This window comes from Flavisolibacter nicotianae (assembly GCF_003628535.1).
Classification (GTDB): domain Bacteria; phylum Bacteroidota; class Bacteroidia; order Chitinophagales; family Chitinophagaceae; genus Flavisolibacter; species Flavisolibacter nicotianae.
In genome coordinates, this window is record NZ_RBCI01000011.1 from 134,990 (window position 1) to 150,396 (window position 15,407).

The 15,407-nt window shown below is 50.7% G+C and carries 9 protein-coding genes; 5 read left to right on the plus strand and 4 right to left on the minus strand.

Annotated features, from left to right (window positions below):
* The first annotated feature begins 44 nt into the window (after positions 1–44).
* The 3 genes from D6024_RS26875 to D6024_RS21285 all read left to right on the plus strand — a co-directional run bounded on the left by D6024_RS26875 (position 45) and on the right by D6024_RS21285 (position 3,754).
* On the plus strand, positions 45–473 hold the full coding sequence (locus D6024_RS26875) for a hypothetical protein (protein ID WP_162944917.1): 429 nt from the start codon (positions 45–47) through the stop codon (positions 471–473).
* On the plus strand, positions 412–2,511 hold the full coding sequence (locus tag D6024_RS21280; protein ID WP_121356837.1) for a M48 family metallopeptidase: 2,100 nt from the start codon (positions 412–414) through the stop codon (positions 2,509–2,511). The genes D6024_RS26875 and D6024_RS21280 overlap by 62 nt, the downstream gene beginning before the upstream one ends.
* 403 nt (positions 2,512–2,914) lie before the next feature.
* A complete protein-coding gene (locus tag D6024_RS21285) occupies positions 2,915–3,754 on the plus strand; it encodes an enoyl-ACP reductase FabI (protein WP_121356838.1) in 840 nt (279 codons plus the stop codon).
* A gap of 208 nt (positions 3,755–3,962) precedes the next feature.
* Here D6024_RS21285 and D6024_RS21290 read toward each other — a convergent pair whose 3' ends face one another.
* A complete protein-coding gene (locus D6024_RS21290) occupies positions 3,963–4,544 on the minus strand; it encodes an RNA polymerase sigma factor (RefSeq protein ID WP_205573343.1) in 582 nt (193 codons plus the stop codon).
* An 804-nt stretch (positions 4,545–5,348) separates the two neighbouring features.
* A complete protein-coding gene (locus D6024_RS21300) occupies positions 5,349–5,558 on the minus strand; it encodes a hypothetical protein (RefSeq protein WP_121356840.1) in 210 nt (69 codons plus the stop codon).
* Between the two features lie 209 nt (positions 5,559–5,767).
* Between D6024_RS21300 and D6024_RS21305 the strand changes: the two genes are divergently transcribed.
* Positions 5,768–9,037 (plus strand): hypothetical protein, encoded by a 3,270-nt coding sequence (locus D6024_RS21305; RefSeq protein WP_121356841.1) that lies wholly within the window; start codon positions 5,768–5,770, stop codon positions 9,035–9,037.
* Between the two features lie 216 nt (positions 9,038–9,253).
* On the opposite strand, the gene D6024_RS21310 is transcribed toward D6024_RS21305, so the two are convergent.
* Positions 9,254–10,570 (minus strand): C1 family peptidase, encoded by a 1,317-nt coding sequence (locus D6024_RS21310; protein ID WP_121356842.1) that lies wholly within the window; start codon positions 10,568–10,570, stop codon positions 9,254–9,256.
* Between the two features lie 1,184 nt (positions 10,571–11,754).
* Between D6024_RS21310 and uvrA the strand changes: the two genes are divergently transcribed.
* A complete protein-coding gene (uvrA, locus tag D6024_RS21315) occupies positions 11,755–14,613 on the plus strand; it encodes an excinuclease ABC subunit UvrA (protein ID WP_121356843.1) in 2,859 nt (952 codons plus the stop codon).
* Between the two features lie 118 nt (positions 14,614–14,731).
* On the opposite strand, the gene D6024_RS21320 is transcribed toward uvrA, so the two are convergent.
* Complete coding sequence (locus D6024_RS21320; RefSeq protein WP_121356844.1) at positions 14,732–15,406, minus strand: T9SS type A sorting domain-containing protein; 675 nt, start codon at positions 15,404–15,406, stop codon at positions 14,732–14,734.
* Position 15,407: the final 1 nt, after the last annotated feature.

The window sequence follows — 15,407 nt, forward strand, 5'->3', positions numbered from 1 at the left end:
AACCCGTTTGAACCACCTGCAAGATAAAAACCGGTGGCAGGAGGGTGGGACCCACGTTCCGCGTTGTTTTAGATTGCTTTGAGAACTGGTTTAACGATCGGCAATGTTGCCGCTTTTGTCTGCAAACTGCTTTTGATGAACTGCGCTCTTCATGCTCATTTACTGCTGCGATGATTTGCTTTTCTGTAATGCGGGTTTTTGCGCTGCAGCGATCTTCTGTTTCACTGTTTCCGGAAAAAACCAATCCCGAGAGAGCCGATGCCAAAATCAGGAATGAAGCGTTTCGTGGTGAAGAATACTCAGGACGCCGGAAGAAAGGCAAGGACTCTTCTTTTCACCGGACCGCCTTTCCGCTACTGCGCTTTCTTTTTTCACCAATAGCCAATAAATTCGTTGTCAAACTACTGCTTTATGAATCCCCCGCTCCCCAAGACGCACCCGGACGCCCTGCTTGCGCCTTCTGCCCAATTTAAAAAAGAGGCGGCGAAGTCGGTGATGGCGATACTGGCCTTTCTGCTTGTTTACCTGCTTTTGTTTCTTATCTCCCTTGCGCTGGTGGGACTTTGTTTTTACGCCGGGTATTTTATCATCGTTGCCAGGGCCTCGCTGTATACTCTCCTGTTCAGTGTTGGTCTTGTCGGTTGTGGCATTATGGTCTTTGTGTTTTTGGTGAAGTTCCTGTTTGCAACGACAAGGGCCGATGAAAGTGATTGTATCGAGATCACCAAAGACGATCAGCCGCTGCTGTTTCAAACGATCTATGACCTTGCCAGGGAAACGGGTACAGCCCGGCCTAAAAAAGTGTTTCTGAGCGACGATGTGAATGCGGCCGTTTTTTACAACTCGTCGTTTCTTAGCCTGTTTTTCCCGGTGCGTAAAAATTTAAAAATCGGGCTTGGACTTGTCAACAGCCTTAACGTGAGCGAACTGAAAGCCGTGCTTGCACACGAGTTTGGCCATTTTTCCCAACGCAGCATGAAGGTGGGTAGTTGGGTTTACCAGGTGAACAAGGTGATTTACGATATGCTGTTTAACAACCAGGGCTATGCGAACAGCCTTCGCAGTTTTGCCAGTGTGCACGGCCTTGTGGCTATTTGCGTACAGCTCACGGTAAAAGCGGTGCAGGGAATCCAGTGGGTGCTGCACCAAATGTTTAAAGTGGTGAACAGCTCCTACCTGAGTCTGTCGCGGCAAATGGAGTTTCATGCCGACCTGGTGGCCGCCTCGGTTTGTGGCAGCAACAATATCATCCATGCGCTGCGGCGCAGCGAGTTTGCCAATGACTGTTTTGCGGCGACGCTTGAAACCTGTAATACGGCGTGGAAAGAAAAACAGACGGTGACGGATTTCTATGCCCATCACCGTTTCGTGCTGGGACAGATGGCTGCCGTGCGGCAGGTGAAACTGCTCCAGGGATTGCCGGTGCTGGACATCGAAACCGAAAGCCGTGTGGGATGTCGCGTTAACTACAAAGACCAATGGGCCTCGCATCCCACCTTGCAGGAACGCAAGGCTTACCTGGATTCGTTTGCCCTGACAGCCACCGTCGATGAAGCGCCTGCCTGGACACTTTTTGAAAACGCAGCGGATTGGAAGGAGCGAGTCACAAAACAATTCTACAAAAGCATTCCTCCCGAAGAAATCAAGGGACAGATCGATGCATTGCGTTTTGCACAATTGTTTGAAGCACGGTTACAGACTGTTGCTTTTCCGCCTGTGTTCAAAAATTTTTACGCCAATCGCAGCCTTGCCGATTTCGATCCTGAAGCCGTGTCGCAGCAGCCGTACGTGCTGCAAGCCTTCGACGATTTGCTAACGGACGAGGCCCTGCTGCTTCCGCAAAAACTGGCCTTCCTTGAACAGGATCTTGCCGTTTTGCAAGCACTCTCCCGAAAGGAAATTGCCGTTCGCAGTTTTGATTTTGACGGCCGAAAATACCGGCGGCAGGAAGCGGCTACCATACTGGCACAGCTGGAGGGAGAACGCGAAATCCTGCAAAACCAACTGGAGGCGCTGGACCAAAGAATCTTCCGCCACTTCTATGCGATTGCGCCACTTGCCGAAGCAGAGGTGTTGAAATCCCTGTACAAAAACTATTTTGCCTGTCGAAACCAGGCGGATGAATCATTGAGCGCCTTTAGCGCCCTGCTGGAATTGCTGGGACCTGTTTTCCGGGGAGAAACTCTGGCGATCAATGCTATCCGGGAGATAATCGCATCGCTGAAAAAAGAGCATGAACCCGGTTTCAAACAAAGCCTGCACGAGTGGATCGCTGCAGGCGCTTTCGATCATGATCCTACCGTTAAAAGTGCCGCAGAAAAATTCATCCAATCGCGGTATGCGTATTTTTCGGGTGAAGCATTTTTCGACAATGAACTGATCGAGTTAAACCGTGTGGTACAGGGCGGGTGGGCCTGCATTCATCACTATCTGTTTTCCCTGTTTAAAACGATCACGGAAACACAGGCCGGTTTTTTACACGCAAAAGCACACGACGTGCAGAACGCGTAGCAGATTCCAACACCGGTTTCAACGCTTCGCTGCTATGTTCCTGGAGAAGGCTCAGGCGATGTCTTGTGATCGCATCGTTTGGAAGTACGTGAATGTGCTTCTTGCCGGTTAGGCCATCCGGTTTCCGTTGGTAAAAGATGAAGGACGACCGTGGAAAAGGAGCCGTGCTTTTCATCGAGGCCGATCGTTTTCTCCTGCTAACGGTTTTGGTAAACCTCGCTTTTTGTGTTGTGCCCCACAAAAGAGACCTGCCGTTTTCACCATGTCCCTGCAGGTGAAAGGTGCCGGCGGCAACCCGGAATGAGCCCAGAGCCATTGTCGATGACCGACGCCGCGAATTTCGGTCGGCTGCCAAACGGATAACCCTTATTTTTACGCCTCTAACTTTCAACCTATCTTGATTATGGCAAATAACCTTTTAGCCGGGAAAAAAGGAATCATCTTCGGTGCGCTGGACGAAAAATCAATTGCATGGAAAACCGCACTGGCCTGTCATGCACAGGGCGCACAAATTGTCCTCACCAATGCGCCGGTAGCCCTTCGCATGGGTGAGATCAACAAACTTTCCGAAGCCATACAGGCTCCCGTTATCGGCGCCGATGTAACCAACATGGACGACCTGAAAAAACTGTTTGAAGAAAGCCAGAAACATTTTGGCGGTGGGGTCGACTTCGTGCTTCACTCCATCGGCATGAGCCTGAATGTGCGCAAAGGCAAGCACTATACCGAAATGAACTACGAATGGAACCAAAAATCGCTCGACATCTCGGCCATGAGTCTCCACCGTGTGCTCCGCACAGCCTGGGACATGGATGCGCTTAATGAATGGGGGAGTGTTGTGGCGCTTTCGTATATCGCTGCACAACGCGTTTTTCCCGATTACAACGAAATGGCCGATGCCAAAGCCCTGCTCGAAAGCGTAGCCCGGAGTTTTGGTTATCATTACGGTGTTCGTAAAAAAGTGCGTGTCAACACCGTCTCGCAGTCGCCTACCCGAACAACGGCGGGCAGCGGCGTGAAAGGCTTTGATGCCTTTATCGATTATGCCGAAAAAATGAGTCCTCTTGGCAATGCGACGGCCGATGATTGCGCCAACTATTGCGTGACACTTTTCTCCGACCTTACCCGCTTTGTAACGATGCAAAACCTTTTCCATGACGGTGGCTTTAGCTTTACCGGTGTGAGTGAAGCCATCGTTAATACGATGAAGGCCACTGCCGACGACGATGTGACTACAGCATAGCCGGCTGGCGCAGAAAAGAAAAAGCATCCGTCGAGTGGCGGATGCTTTTTCTTTTGGTTTTTCGTTTGTGGAGAGAATTGGGTGTCATTCCTTATCAGCCTGTCACGGCAAGCTTGTGAGGGGAGATAAGAAATGACAAGCTATTGAGCGTGGCTTTGAGCTGCCGGCTGTGAGCTATGCGCCCTTTTCGCCAACAGCAGTTCAGCGCTTACAGGGAAATCTGTTTTTGAACCATCATTTTGCGCAGGTTTATCAGGCCATAGCGCATACGACCCAGCGCCGTGTTGATGCTGCAATTGGTGACACGGGCAATTTCTTTAAAGCTCATATCGGCATAGTGCCGCAGGATGATCACTTCCCGCTGGTCTTCGGGTAACTGGTCCAACATATCTTTTACCCGGTTGTGGCTTTGCTTTTTGATCATCTTGTCTTCCGCGCTTTCTTCGGTAAAGTTCAGGACCTCGAAAATATCCTGGTCTTCGCTGTTGCGAATGGTGGGGGTGCGTTTCACTTTCCGGAAATGATCGACGCAAAGATTGTGGGCAATCCGCATGGCCCAGGGAAGGAACTTGCCTTCTTCGGTGTAACGGCCACCTTTGATGGTGTCGATCACACGAATAAAAACATCCTGGAAGATGTCTTCGGCAAGGTACTTGTCCTTGACAAGAAAAAGGATAGAGGTAAATAATTTGTCTTTGTGACGCAATACCAGGGTTTCAAATGCGTTTACATTACCGGTATTGAACAAGTTAATCAGTTCGTGGTCGGACAGCCTGGACAAATACATCATAAACTCCTACGTTTTGAGGTGTAATGGATTATAGGGTGCAATAAAACGTTGTTAAGAGATCGTGTAGAAGTTCAGGCGATAGGCAAGTCTGGGTTTTTGTGGAACGGTTGATGTTTTTCTTCCTATAAAAATAATCTTCTTTCGCAATTCTCACAATTTTTATTGTTCAATCTGTTTTTTTCCCCGGTAAAAAAATGTTAACGTTCCCCGGAAAGAATGGCGCCGTTTTACGCCGGCTTTTGCCGCGTCGTTCAGGTTCGTAAAAACGGGGTAAAAAGGTCGATATCTGCCCGGGCTTCGATTCCCATTCAGCAACCTCCCTTGTCCTGTCGACTCCGGCTTCAATCCGGATAGCCGTTCATCTGGTACCAGTTGCTCGCCTGCTTTTTCCCGCCTTACAACATAGCGACACCTTTTGGTTCTGCGGCCTTTCGCTTGCGTATGGTTTTGCGTCGTTGTATTTCCCTGTAACAGGGCCGGAAAAAAATACGGTTCTTCTGTCCATTCCTTCAAACGAAAATTGCCGTATATAAAGAAAAAATTTGAAACTTGTTTTGTTGGTTTTTCTACAAAACATTTTATACCTTAGTAAGACCAATGAAAACGGTTCCTGTTTTCGCCTTTCCTTTCTAAATTGTTGACCCGCACCTTTCGCATTCTCCAAAACCCCGCTTGTATGCATTGCATGTGCATCTGTATTCCTGGAACAACATATCTCTGATATTTATACCTATCTGACCAGGTTTTTTGGGCCTTAACCTTACGCAATTGCCTGTTTGGGACTGTGTGCATTTGACCACTCTGCTAAAAATGACCTGGCATGCAACGCTCTGCTTCACCTGTTTGCTTATGCATATATGCAACCGGTTTGTATTGTTCTGCTTCAACCTTCTTTCTTGCGGTGGCCGCTGATCTGCCGCCACCCTTCAATTGAGTGCTGACGTAATTCCTGTTCACTGCCAGCTGAAGGTTTGATTTACCTATTCTTATTTTGGCACAAACAGCTCCTGTCATTGTTTTTGTCCGGCTGCGTATGCTTAGTTATCTCTCGTTTACAGCCGGATCAACACCTCATTCTCCTTACCAAACTGCGATTATGAAAAATTTCTACCACGCTGCTCACTCCCCGCCTGTGCATCTTCCGGACTTGTTAGCAGTCGAACGAAGTCCGTTGCTAACAAGCTGCCTCACTTGCCACTTCAATCATTCCTAAATCTATTTATATGGATGCTCAATTCAACAAAATTTCCGTACATCGTCCCTGGTGGCGATGTTTCAACGGGTTTCTCCCGAAGAAGAGTCTTGGATTACTGGTACTGGCCGGTGTTCTGGGCGGATCATCGTTTGCCCAAACGCCGGTTATCGACGGTAACCCTTCCGAGTGGCCAGGCATCTTGAACAATCCTGTCAACACCAAAAAGGGATTCAAACATGATCCGTTCCAGACAAACGGTATCGATGACCAATGGACTGGCGGTTCGTCCGATGCGGATGCCCATCCCAATACCGACTGGCACTGGGTTTTGGGTAATGCAAACGACAAAGGCGATATCGCCAACGCCGGAACCGTTCTGATTGGCAAAGTGCTTTACTTTTTTGGCGACAGGGCAGCTTTCAACGGAGACGCACAGATCGGCTTCTGGTTCTTCAAGGATAATGTGCAGCCGACCGGTACGGGTAGCTCCAGCAGTCCGTTCAGCGGCGATCACTCGAATGGCGACATCCTTGTCATCAGCAATTTTACAAACGGCGGTGGCAATGCCCAGCCCACGATCTACGAATGGAAAGGCAAAACATCGTCGTCACCCGGCGCGCCGGTTATCGTGACAACGGCACCCGCTGCACTGGCAACCAACACGGCAACCTACAGTGTGCCCGGTGGTACAGCCGGTACGACCATGTTCAATGGCGACAAGTGGACCTTTTCACCGAAATCGGGAAGTGCCGGTACGTATCCACCGCCGCTATTTTTTGAAGGCTATGTGGACCTGACCAATATACCAGAGGCCAGTTGCTTCCAGCGCTTCTTGCTGGAAACCCGGAACTCTCAATCCATTAATGCATCGCTGCAAGACCTGGTTGCCGGCGCATTCTCCGGTATCCCGCAGCCGCCGAAAGTCACTGGTGACGAAAAATGTTACGATAAACAACCTGTCATACTAACAGCCAGTTGCGCACAGGGTAAGCCTACCTGGTATGCAACGGCCACTAGCACCACGCCGCTGGGAACAGCTGACGGTGTATCGGCTGACGGAACTTCGCTGACTAAGAGCGGCCTGTCTGTAGGCACTACGACCTACTATGTGAGCTGTAAGGACGGCGATTGTGAAAGCCCGCGGGTAGCGGTCAATGCCATCATCGATGGTTTGCCCACAGTGGATGGTGTCGTAACCGAAGGTGAAAATGACAATTCTATCGACGACGGTGTAACCAAAGTGAGCGATGACATTTACCAGATCCGGATTTCTAAAACCGGAACGGCGCATGTAACGGCAACCGCTTCGGGTGGTAGTGGTGGCTATAGCTATTCCTGGCAGGCACTGGATGCCAACGCCGCGATCAGCTTTACATCCAATGGCGCAAACGGCACATTTACCGTGTTGACTGCCGTTGGCCTGAACCTAAGCTATTCCTTCAAAGTAACGACAACCGACAGCAAAGGCTGCCAGGCAACGGATATCGTGGAAATTCGACCCACTTCATCCTGTCCGCCTTGCGGTATCCTGGGACCGTCTGTTTCCTGCCTAAATGCTTCGCAGACCTATACCTATGGCGATCCGAACACGAATACGCCATTTGCTAATCTGCCGGCCGACTATGACCTGATCTGGACACTACCCGACGGCTCGACCGTGAAGAATCAAAAGTCTGTTACGGTAACCCTGAGCAGTACCGGGAATAATACGGTCAGCATTTCATTCAAGTCTGCCAGTGGACTGGTTGATAACTGCCCGGGTTGCAGCAAAACAACCGATGTTCGGCAGGTAACCTGCACGGTAACGAAGGTTAACGATGTTTCCTGTAAAGGTGCCTGTGATGGTTCGGCTACCGTGAACCCAACCGGTGGATTTGGCTCCTATACCTATAAGTGGGACAACGGTGAAACCGGCCAGACAGCGACCAAGCTTTGCGGCAGCGAAGCCGGAGCTGTGCACACGGTAACGGTAACCGATGCACAGGGTTGTACCACCACCTGTAACGTCACCATCCTGGAACCGCCGGCACTGACCTGTACGGCCAGCCAGGATGCTCCTGTTTCCTGTAAGGGTGCGTGTGATGGAAAGGCAACCGTAACGCCAACAGGCGGTAACGGCGGCTACACTTACCTGTGGGACAATGGCGAGACGAATGCACAGGCGACCAAGCTTTGCGGCAGCGAAGCCGGAACGCTTCACTCCGTGAAGGTGACCGATTCGAAAGGTTGCACGACAACGTGCAGTGTGACCATTTATGAACCGCCGGCACTGACCTGTATCGCGACATTGGTTAGCAACACCGATTGTTTCAAAAACAACGGGTCGGCGACCGTGACGCCAACAGGTGGCAACGGTGGTTATACGTATAAGTGGGATGACGGTGAGACGACGCAAACGGCAACAGCACTGAGCAAAGGAAGCCACAGTGTGACCGTGACGGATTCGAAAGGTTGTACGACCAGTTGCAGTGTAACCATTCCGGAGAATCCTTGCTACCATATCTTCTGTACAAACACCACTTGTCAGAATTTCATCAACAGCACACAGATACTCCCGCAGATCTGTTTCAACACATCGAATGGAACCATTACACCGGGTGTATTCTTCTACTGGACAAGTCTCAAAGCACCGGGCAGCAGCTTCGTCATTACTGTAACGCAAACCAACAACTGTGGCGCCGTGCCATTTGCATTGGGTAACGGTAACCAGTTCGATCTGCCGAATGCGACCTGCACCAATGCTGGTACAGTGACCTACTCGCAGAACGCAACAACCGGTGCGGTAACAGTGAGTGTAAGTGGCGCAACGGCTGGTCAGACGTATATCCTGGGCCTGAAGTATTCAGCGAAGTCCGGGGCGACCTTCTCATCGACCTGTACCTTCCAGTTTGACGCCTTTATTGGCGGTACGGAAGTCGGTGGCAGCCTTGGACAGATCAGTGTTGTACGGAATTGTTCAGCAACCTGCGTTGATGCGAACGTGGTACAGGCCTCACCAGTGGCACCGACGATCTCCGTTGGTTCTGCAGCACAGCGCCTGCAGGTACAGGCATATCCTAACCCGTTCAACCACGAGATCAACTTCCGCTTTGAGTCGCCGAACGCAGGCAAGGCAAGCCTGGAGGTTTACGACTTCATGGGCAGAAGGCTGTCTGTGGTTTACCTGGGCGAGATCGATGCAAACAGTCCGAAGACCGCAACCTACATGGTACCAAAAGCACACATGGTTCCGATGATCTACCGGTTTACAGTCGGTGACCGCTCCGTACGCGGTACCCTGTTGCCTTCCAAACAATAACCAGTTGCTTTTGTTTTTGCAATGAAAAAAGCGTCCCGCACTAGCGGGACGCTTTGCTTTACAGGCAGGGAAAAAATTCCGGTTTTCTACCCGTTGCCGTCAAGAGGCTCTGCTGCTTTTGTGGGACGTGAAACCGCAGTGAACATCACTGGAAAAGGTCCTGCGGTTTGCCCTCTGGAGTTTCACGTTTCACTACAGCTTAGTGACAGGCCGGTATTAATTCATGAAGTAAACCGAAGAGGCCACGGTCGGAAGGAAGTCGTAATCGATCCAGATGTAGCCGTTGGTGCCCCAGCTCGTGCCCCATGAATTAATGGCGAGGTAGGCATGCTTGGCATCGTCGTAGCCGCAGATCGTGATGGCATGCGAACCGTAACCACCCGAAGCATCGTACGATTTCCAGATGTAACCGGGACCTGCATTGTTGAAATTATTGTCGTTGGCGAATGACATCATCAGTGGGTGCTTATTGGAAAGCAGCGTTTTGATGGCTGTCGCGTCGGATGTATAGGCCCTTGAATAGGATGCAATCTTAAAACTGGCTGCTTCCGAATTCTGGCTGGCCGTGGGTTGCAGCGAACAGCCGTTGTTGTAGTCGTAAGGCATGGTGCCCCAGGTGCACACACCTTTGCTCACAACCAGGTCCAGTGCAGTGAGCAAGGAAGAGCTAGAGCAGCTACCCGCCTGCGTTTGGTTAAAGACATATTCCGGGCTGAAGATATTGGTGGAAAGGCTGAAGCCCGATGCATTGGTGCGGTAATATTGTTCGCTAGAGCGGGCTGCGTAGGCAACGGCAAAAGCCACGCAACTTCCTTCGCTTCCCTGGTAACTGACAGGCGGCATGGCCAGCGTTACAGTTGAAGGCAGGCTAGGCGGGGGTATAACCGTGGTACTCTTGGAAACGGATATCGACGATGGCGTATTGTTCCCGGCTGCGTCGTAAGCCCGGGCTGTCAGCGTATGAACCCCATCGGCAAGGCTGGTTACGTCCCACGAAGTACTGAACGGTGCAGTGGAACTGGTTGCAAAAGAAACACCGTCGACGGAATAGCTAACCGAGGTGACGGCCACGTTGTCGGATGTACTCACGGTAACGTTTACGGTCCCGGAAACCGTTGCCCCGTTGGCAGGGGAAGTAATGCTGATCGTTGGTGCGGTGGCATCCCCGGCTGGTGCGGTTGGCACCGTATCGGGACAGCCATCCGTATCCTGGTAGCCGTTATAGGTTTCGGGCTGCGTAGGACAGGCATCGCTGGCATCCGGAATGCCATCGCCGTCGGTATCTTTCAACGTGCCGGTTCGGCCACCCTTCGCGGTGGCTTCGCTTTGCGTTTTCAGAAACTCCGGCGAGACGTAAACAGGCACCTTCCCGACTTTTTGCGGATCATCCGGAAGCGCACCGGTGATTTTCAAACTACCCCTGGGAGAATTGTTTTCCTGTGTTACAGGGACATCTCTTTTTGTACAGGCTACAACGAGTACCATGGATGCGGCAATAGGCATCCATACTTTTTTCCAAAGTTGGCTTTTCATGGTTTATTCTTATTAAATCGATTTCCAAACGTCACAGATCATACGTCGTATTTTTTCACGGGTTTGTATAACCTTTTTTCAAAGGGCAACGGTTAACAATAGAGGGATACGCGTAGCGATGATGGCACCATCATTGCCCGTTATTTGCGCTTGCTGTCCATCTGGCTTTGTCGGGCAAATGGAAGACCTGCCCTGCACGAAAGCCGTGTTGGAGCGCTACTTAAAAATGTTTGGGGGATTGAAAGGATAAACGGATCATTTTATGGTTCTCATTAGTGTATTGGAAATTCCATCCCCTGCTTCACATGGTACAACTAAAAAATTTGCCCTAATGCGTACCGAAAATAGTACCAGAAATCATATGACTTTCTATAACAAATTATTTTTTGATTGTAATTAATCGCTTGCTGCAACAGGATTGCAGCGAATACGGTGCAGAATATTTTTATACGTGATTATGCATATATGTTAGTTGCTGTGAATCGGTCTGTGATGAGTGTGACAAATGGAAACTTGTATTATATCAAGTAAATGCATTGTCGGTGTTAATATTTGAGAGAGCGGCGTTATTTGGCGATGCCTTGTAGAGAAGAGGGTTAAATAGTTCTCTACCAAAAAAGTCAAATAATCAATTGTGAGCTTTGGTTGACTCCGTGTTCCAGTACAAACTGCGCTGTTGAATGATGCGCCTGCGCCGGTTCAAAATGACAAACCAGGGGAAGCTTCGTACCCTGTTGAACGGCCTGTAGAGGCGATCTCACGGCTTGCCGTTTTATGAAAAATGACTGCGAAAACATGCGGAAAATAACTTCACCGGGAAGCAAGTGTCTTTGCTTCGAATCACTTTGCCGGGCTGGTTCCCGCACTGTTGGAATCAGAAAAGAGTCATGGCGTTTTCAGGTGAAAAGAATGCATCGTCGTCGCCGTTTTTCCGCTGCCCGTGGCGAAGCAAAGAATTTGTGAAGCTTTGGGTTAAAATTGAAAGTTTCTGTGATAAAAGAGCGATCCGCCCACACCTTTGCAGACAGGCATAAACGGCTGGGATATAGGACAGAGGTGATCAAAAACTGTTCTTGCAGCCCTGGCGGTATCCCGGTTGCTGCAATTCGGGAGCAGGCAAGGCAGGGTAACAACTGAAAGCTGTCGCGGCCGGACATTTTGCAAAAAGATTTTGACCGATTACAATGAAAGAAAAGATCGCGAAGAGAAAAAAAGAAAAAGAACCGGTGCTGGGCGATGATCCGATTTTCGTGAAAGGCGCCCGGGTTCATAATTTAAAAAATATCGATGTCCTTTTCCCACGGAACAAACTGATCGTCGTGACAGGTGTTTCCGGCTCGGGCAAATCATCGCTTACCATTGATACACTTTTTGCTGAAGGACAGCGCCGCTATGCGGAAAGCCTAAGCGCCTATGTACGCCAGTTTCTCAACCGCATGGACAAGCCCGATGTGGATTACATCAAAGGGTTGGCGCCGGCCATTGCCATCGAACAGAAAGTGATTACCCGTACGCCACGCAGCACCGTTGGCAGCATGACGGAGATCTACGACTACCTGCGCCTCCTGTTTGCCCGTATCGGCCGCACTATTTCTCCTCTCTCGGGCCGGCAGGTCAAGAAAGATGATGTGAAGGACGTGCTGGATGCCATGAAGGCAATGAAAGACGGCAGCCGGGCCTATATCCTTGCCGCTTTTAAAACGCACCACAACCGCGACGAACGCGAAGAGCTGAATATCCTGATGCAAAAAGGCTTCACCCGGATTTATGTTTCGCCGTTTTCCAAAACGCAGAACGAAAACCCGGTAGATAGAGGCAGCATTTACGCGATTGAAGATGTGCTGTCGTCGCCCGATGATTTTTTGGCAGCCTTCCGTTACCCGGAAAATATCTACGTGCTGGTGGACCGTATTGTCGTCAAGGAATTTGATGAAGACGATGAGCACCGCCTGGCCGATTCGATCGGCACAGCCTTTTACGAAGGCGAAGGCGACGTGTATCTCGAGGTGGACGGTGAAAAGCTCCTGCACTTCAACAACCGTTTCGAGCTGGATGGAATGAGTTTCGAGGAACCCTCGCCCAATTTGTTTTCCTTCAATAATCCTTACGGTGCCTGCCCGGTTTGTGAGGGTTTTTCCATGGTGCTCGGTATCGATGACGAATTGGTTATTCCGGACAAGCGGTTGAGTGTTTATGAAGGCGCCGTGGCGCCGTGGAAGGGTGAAAAGCTTGGCCGCTGGAAGGAGAATTTCGTGCGGGCTGCCCGCCATTTTGATTTTCCCGTGCACAAGCCGGTGGCCGATCTTACCGCGGCACAGTACCGCGTTTTGTGGGAAGGGAATGCACATGTGGAAGGCATCAACGACTTTTTCAAAGAGGTGGAACAAAACCTGTACAAGGTGCAGTACCGCGTGATCTTAAGCCGCTACCGGGGCCGCACCAAATGCCCGGAGTGCGGGGGCTATCGGCTGCGCAAGGAAGCGCTTTATGTAAAAGTGGGTGATCGCCATATTGGCGAATTGAGCGAAATGCCGATCAATGATTTGCGCGGATGGCTGGAAAACGCCGAGAAGGCTTTTACAGACTACGAGAAAACCGTTGCCAAGCGAATTCTTATCGAGATCAACCACCGGGTGGAAACCATGCTGAATGTGGGCCTGGGCTACCTGACCCTCAATCGCCTGGCCAATACGCTGAGCGGTGGCGAGAGCCAGCGCATACAGCTCACCCGAAGCCTGGGAAGTAACCTGACCAACTCCCTTTACATCCTGGACGAGCCTTCCATCGGGCTGCATCCGCGGGATACGGCCAACCTGATCCGCGTGTTGAAGGAGTTGCGTGACCTGGGAAATACGGTGGTGGTGGTGGAGCACGATGAAATGATGATGCGGGAAGCCGATCACATTATCGACATGGGACCGCTGGCTTCGCACCTGGGTGGAGAAGTGATTGCCGCCGGCAATTACAAAGCGATCGTTGGCAACCCGGAAAGCCTTACTGGCCAGTATCTAAGTGGTGCCTTGTCGATTGAAACGCCAAAGAAGCTCCGGAAATGGCATTCGTCCATTACGGTGGAAGGCGCACGGCAGCACAATTTAAAAGATATCACCGTTGAATTCCCGCTGAACGTTTTGTGCGTTGTAAGCGGTGTGAGTGGCAGTGGAAAGACCACGCTGATCAAACATATTTTATATCCTGCGCTGAAAAAGCACCAGGGTGAACCCACCGATAAAGTGGGCTTTCACAAAGCCATTACCGGCGACATCGATGCCATCACGCAGGTAGAGATGGTCGATCAGAACCCGATTGGTAAAAGCTCCCGGAGCAACCCGGTTACCTATGTCCGCGCCTGGGATTCGGTGCGGGACCTGTTTTCTTCGCAGCCGCTCAGCAAGATCAGAGGTTACCAGCCCAAGCATTTTTCCTTTAACGTGGATGGCGGCCGTTGCGATGCCTGCAAAGGCGAAGGCGAGAAGATCGTGGAAATGCAGTTCCTGGCCGATGTGCACCTGACCTGTGAAGTGTGTCACGGTCGCAAGTTCAAGGAAGAAATCCTGGAAGTGCAGTACAAGGGCAAAAATGTATACGAGGTGCTGGAGATGAGTGTGGACGAGGCCATTGCGTTTTTTGCCGATGAAAAGCCGATCGTCAATGCGATCCGGCCGTTGAGTGAGGTGGGCCTGGATTACGTGAAGCTGGGGCAATCGTCGGACACCTTATCGGGCGGCGAAGCGCAACGGGTAAAACTGGCTTCGTTTTTAGGCAAGGGAAGAAGTGCCGGCAAGATTCTTTTCATCTTTGACGAGCCAACAACGGGTCTTCATTTTCACGATATTCAAAAGCTGCTCGGTTCTTTCCAGGCACTGATTGAACAGGGGCATTCGATCCTGGTGATTGAACACAACACCGATGTGATTAAACGTGCCGATTGGGTCATTGATCTTGGTCCCGAGGCCGGCGAAAACGGTGGTTATTTGGTGTATGCGGGGAAGCCGGAGGGTTTGCGTAAGGCAGGGAAAAGTCATACGGGGGAATTTGTTTAGGCTATGCTGCATTGTTAGCCTCCAGTATTTTTTTACGTTGCATTTCGCAATACTAAAACAAGATAAAAAAAATGGGATGTTCAGTTGAACATCCCATTTTGCATTTGCGGAAGCTGGTTTATTTAAGGCCAATCAGCTTGCCGGTTGTTTTTTCGGTACCGACGCGGAACAGGTAGATCAGATTGGAGCGTTGTGCACTGGGCACAGCATACTCAATGGTCTGAACCTGGTTGGCATTGACATACCCCTGGAACACGGTTTTTACCCGTTGGCCCAGCATGTTGTACAGTTCCAGTGAACCCTGCCCGGAAACCGCTGATCGCAGTGTAAAGCGGATGCGGTCGTTGAAGGGATTGGGTGCTGCCACAACCTTTGTTTTGGGTTCTGCATTGAGCACGATTTCCTGCTCGGTTACACTTGCCGGTTTGGAAACGGTTTGATAGACGCCGCCAAAGGTTCCGCATTCGTCAGGCAGCGATGTACAACCGTTGGCTGTCAGGGTCACGCTGTAGCCTTTGCCGATCGTGAGGCCTGTAAAGACAATCTTGCCGCCTACTGCATCTGCAGGATAGGTTTTGCTGATTGGGCTTACACCACCTGTCATTTGCCTGAGGATATAGGTACCGGCTACGGGGGCCGCAATTTCTACGCTGAACGTTGTTTGTGTACACGTTGGTCCCACATAGGTTGCTGTTGGCTTGGTCGGATTTGGCGTTTCACTGATGGAGGCATTGGCCGTTTGCGAGGTACAGCTGGTGGGGGCAGCCCCGGTGGCCAGCACGTAGTAGCTCACA

What these genes read in the sequence shown, in the direction of transcription:
- D6024_RS21280 (WP_121356837.1), top strand. Translation starts at nt 412, where the DNA reads ATGAATCCCCCGCTCCCCAAGACGCACCCGGACGCCCTGCTTGCGCCT.
- D6024_RS21285 (WP_121356838.1), top strand. Translation starts at nt 2,915, where the DNA reads ATGGCAAATAACCTTTTAGCCGGGAAAAAAGGAATCATCTTCGGTGCG.
- D6024_RS21290 (WP_205573343.1), bottom strand. Translation starts at nt 4,544, where the DNA reads ATGATGTATTTGTCCAGGCTGTCCGACCACGAACTGATTAACTTGTTC.
- D6024_RS21300 (WP_121356840.1), bottom strand. Translation starts at nt 5,558, where the DNA reads ATGACAGGAGCTGTTTGTGCCAAAATAAGAATAGGTAAATCAAACCTT.
- D6024_RS21305 (WP_121356841.1), top strand. Translation starts at nt 5,768, where the DNA reads ATGGATGCTCAATTCAACAAAATTTCCGTACATCGTCCCTGGTGGCGA.
- D6024_RS21310 (WP_121356842.1), bottom strand. Translation starts at nt 10,570, where the DNA reads ATGAAAAGCCAACTTTGGAAAAAAGTATGGATGCCTATTGCCGCATCC.
- uvrA (WP_121356843.1), top strand. Translation starts at nt 11,755, where the DNA reads ATGAAAGAAAAGATCGCGAAGAGAAAAAAAGAAAAAGAACCGGTGCTG.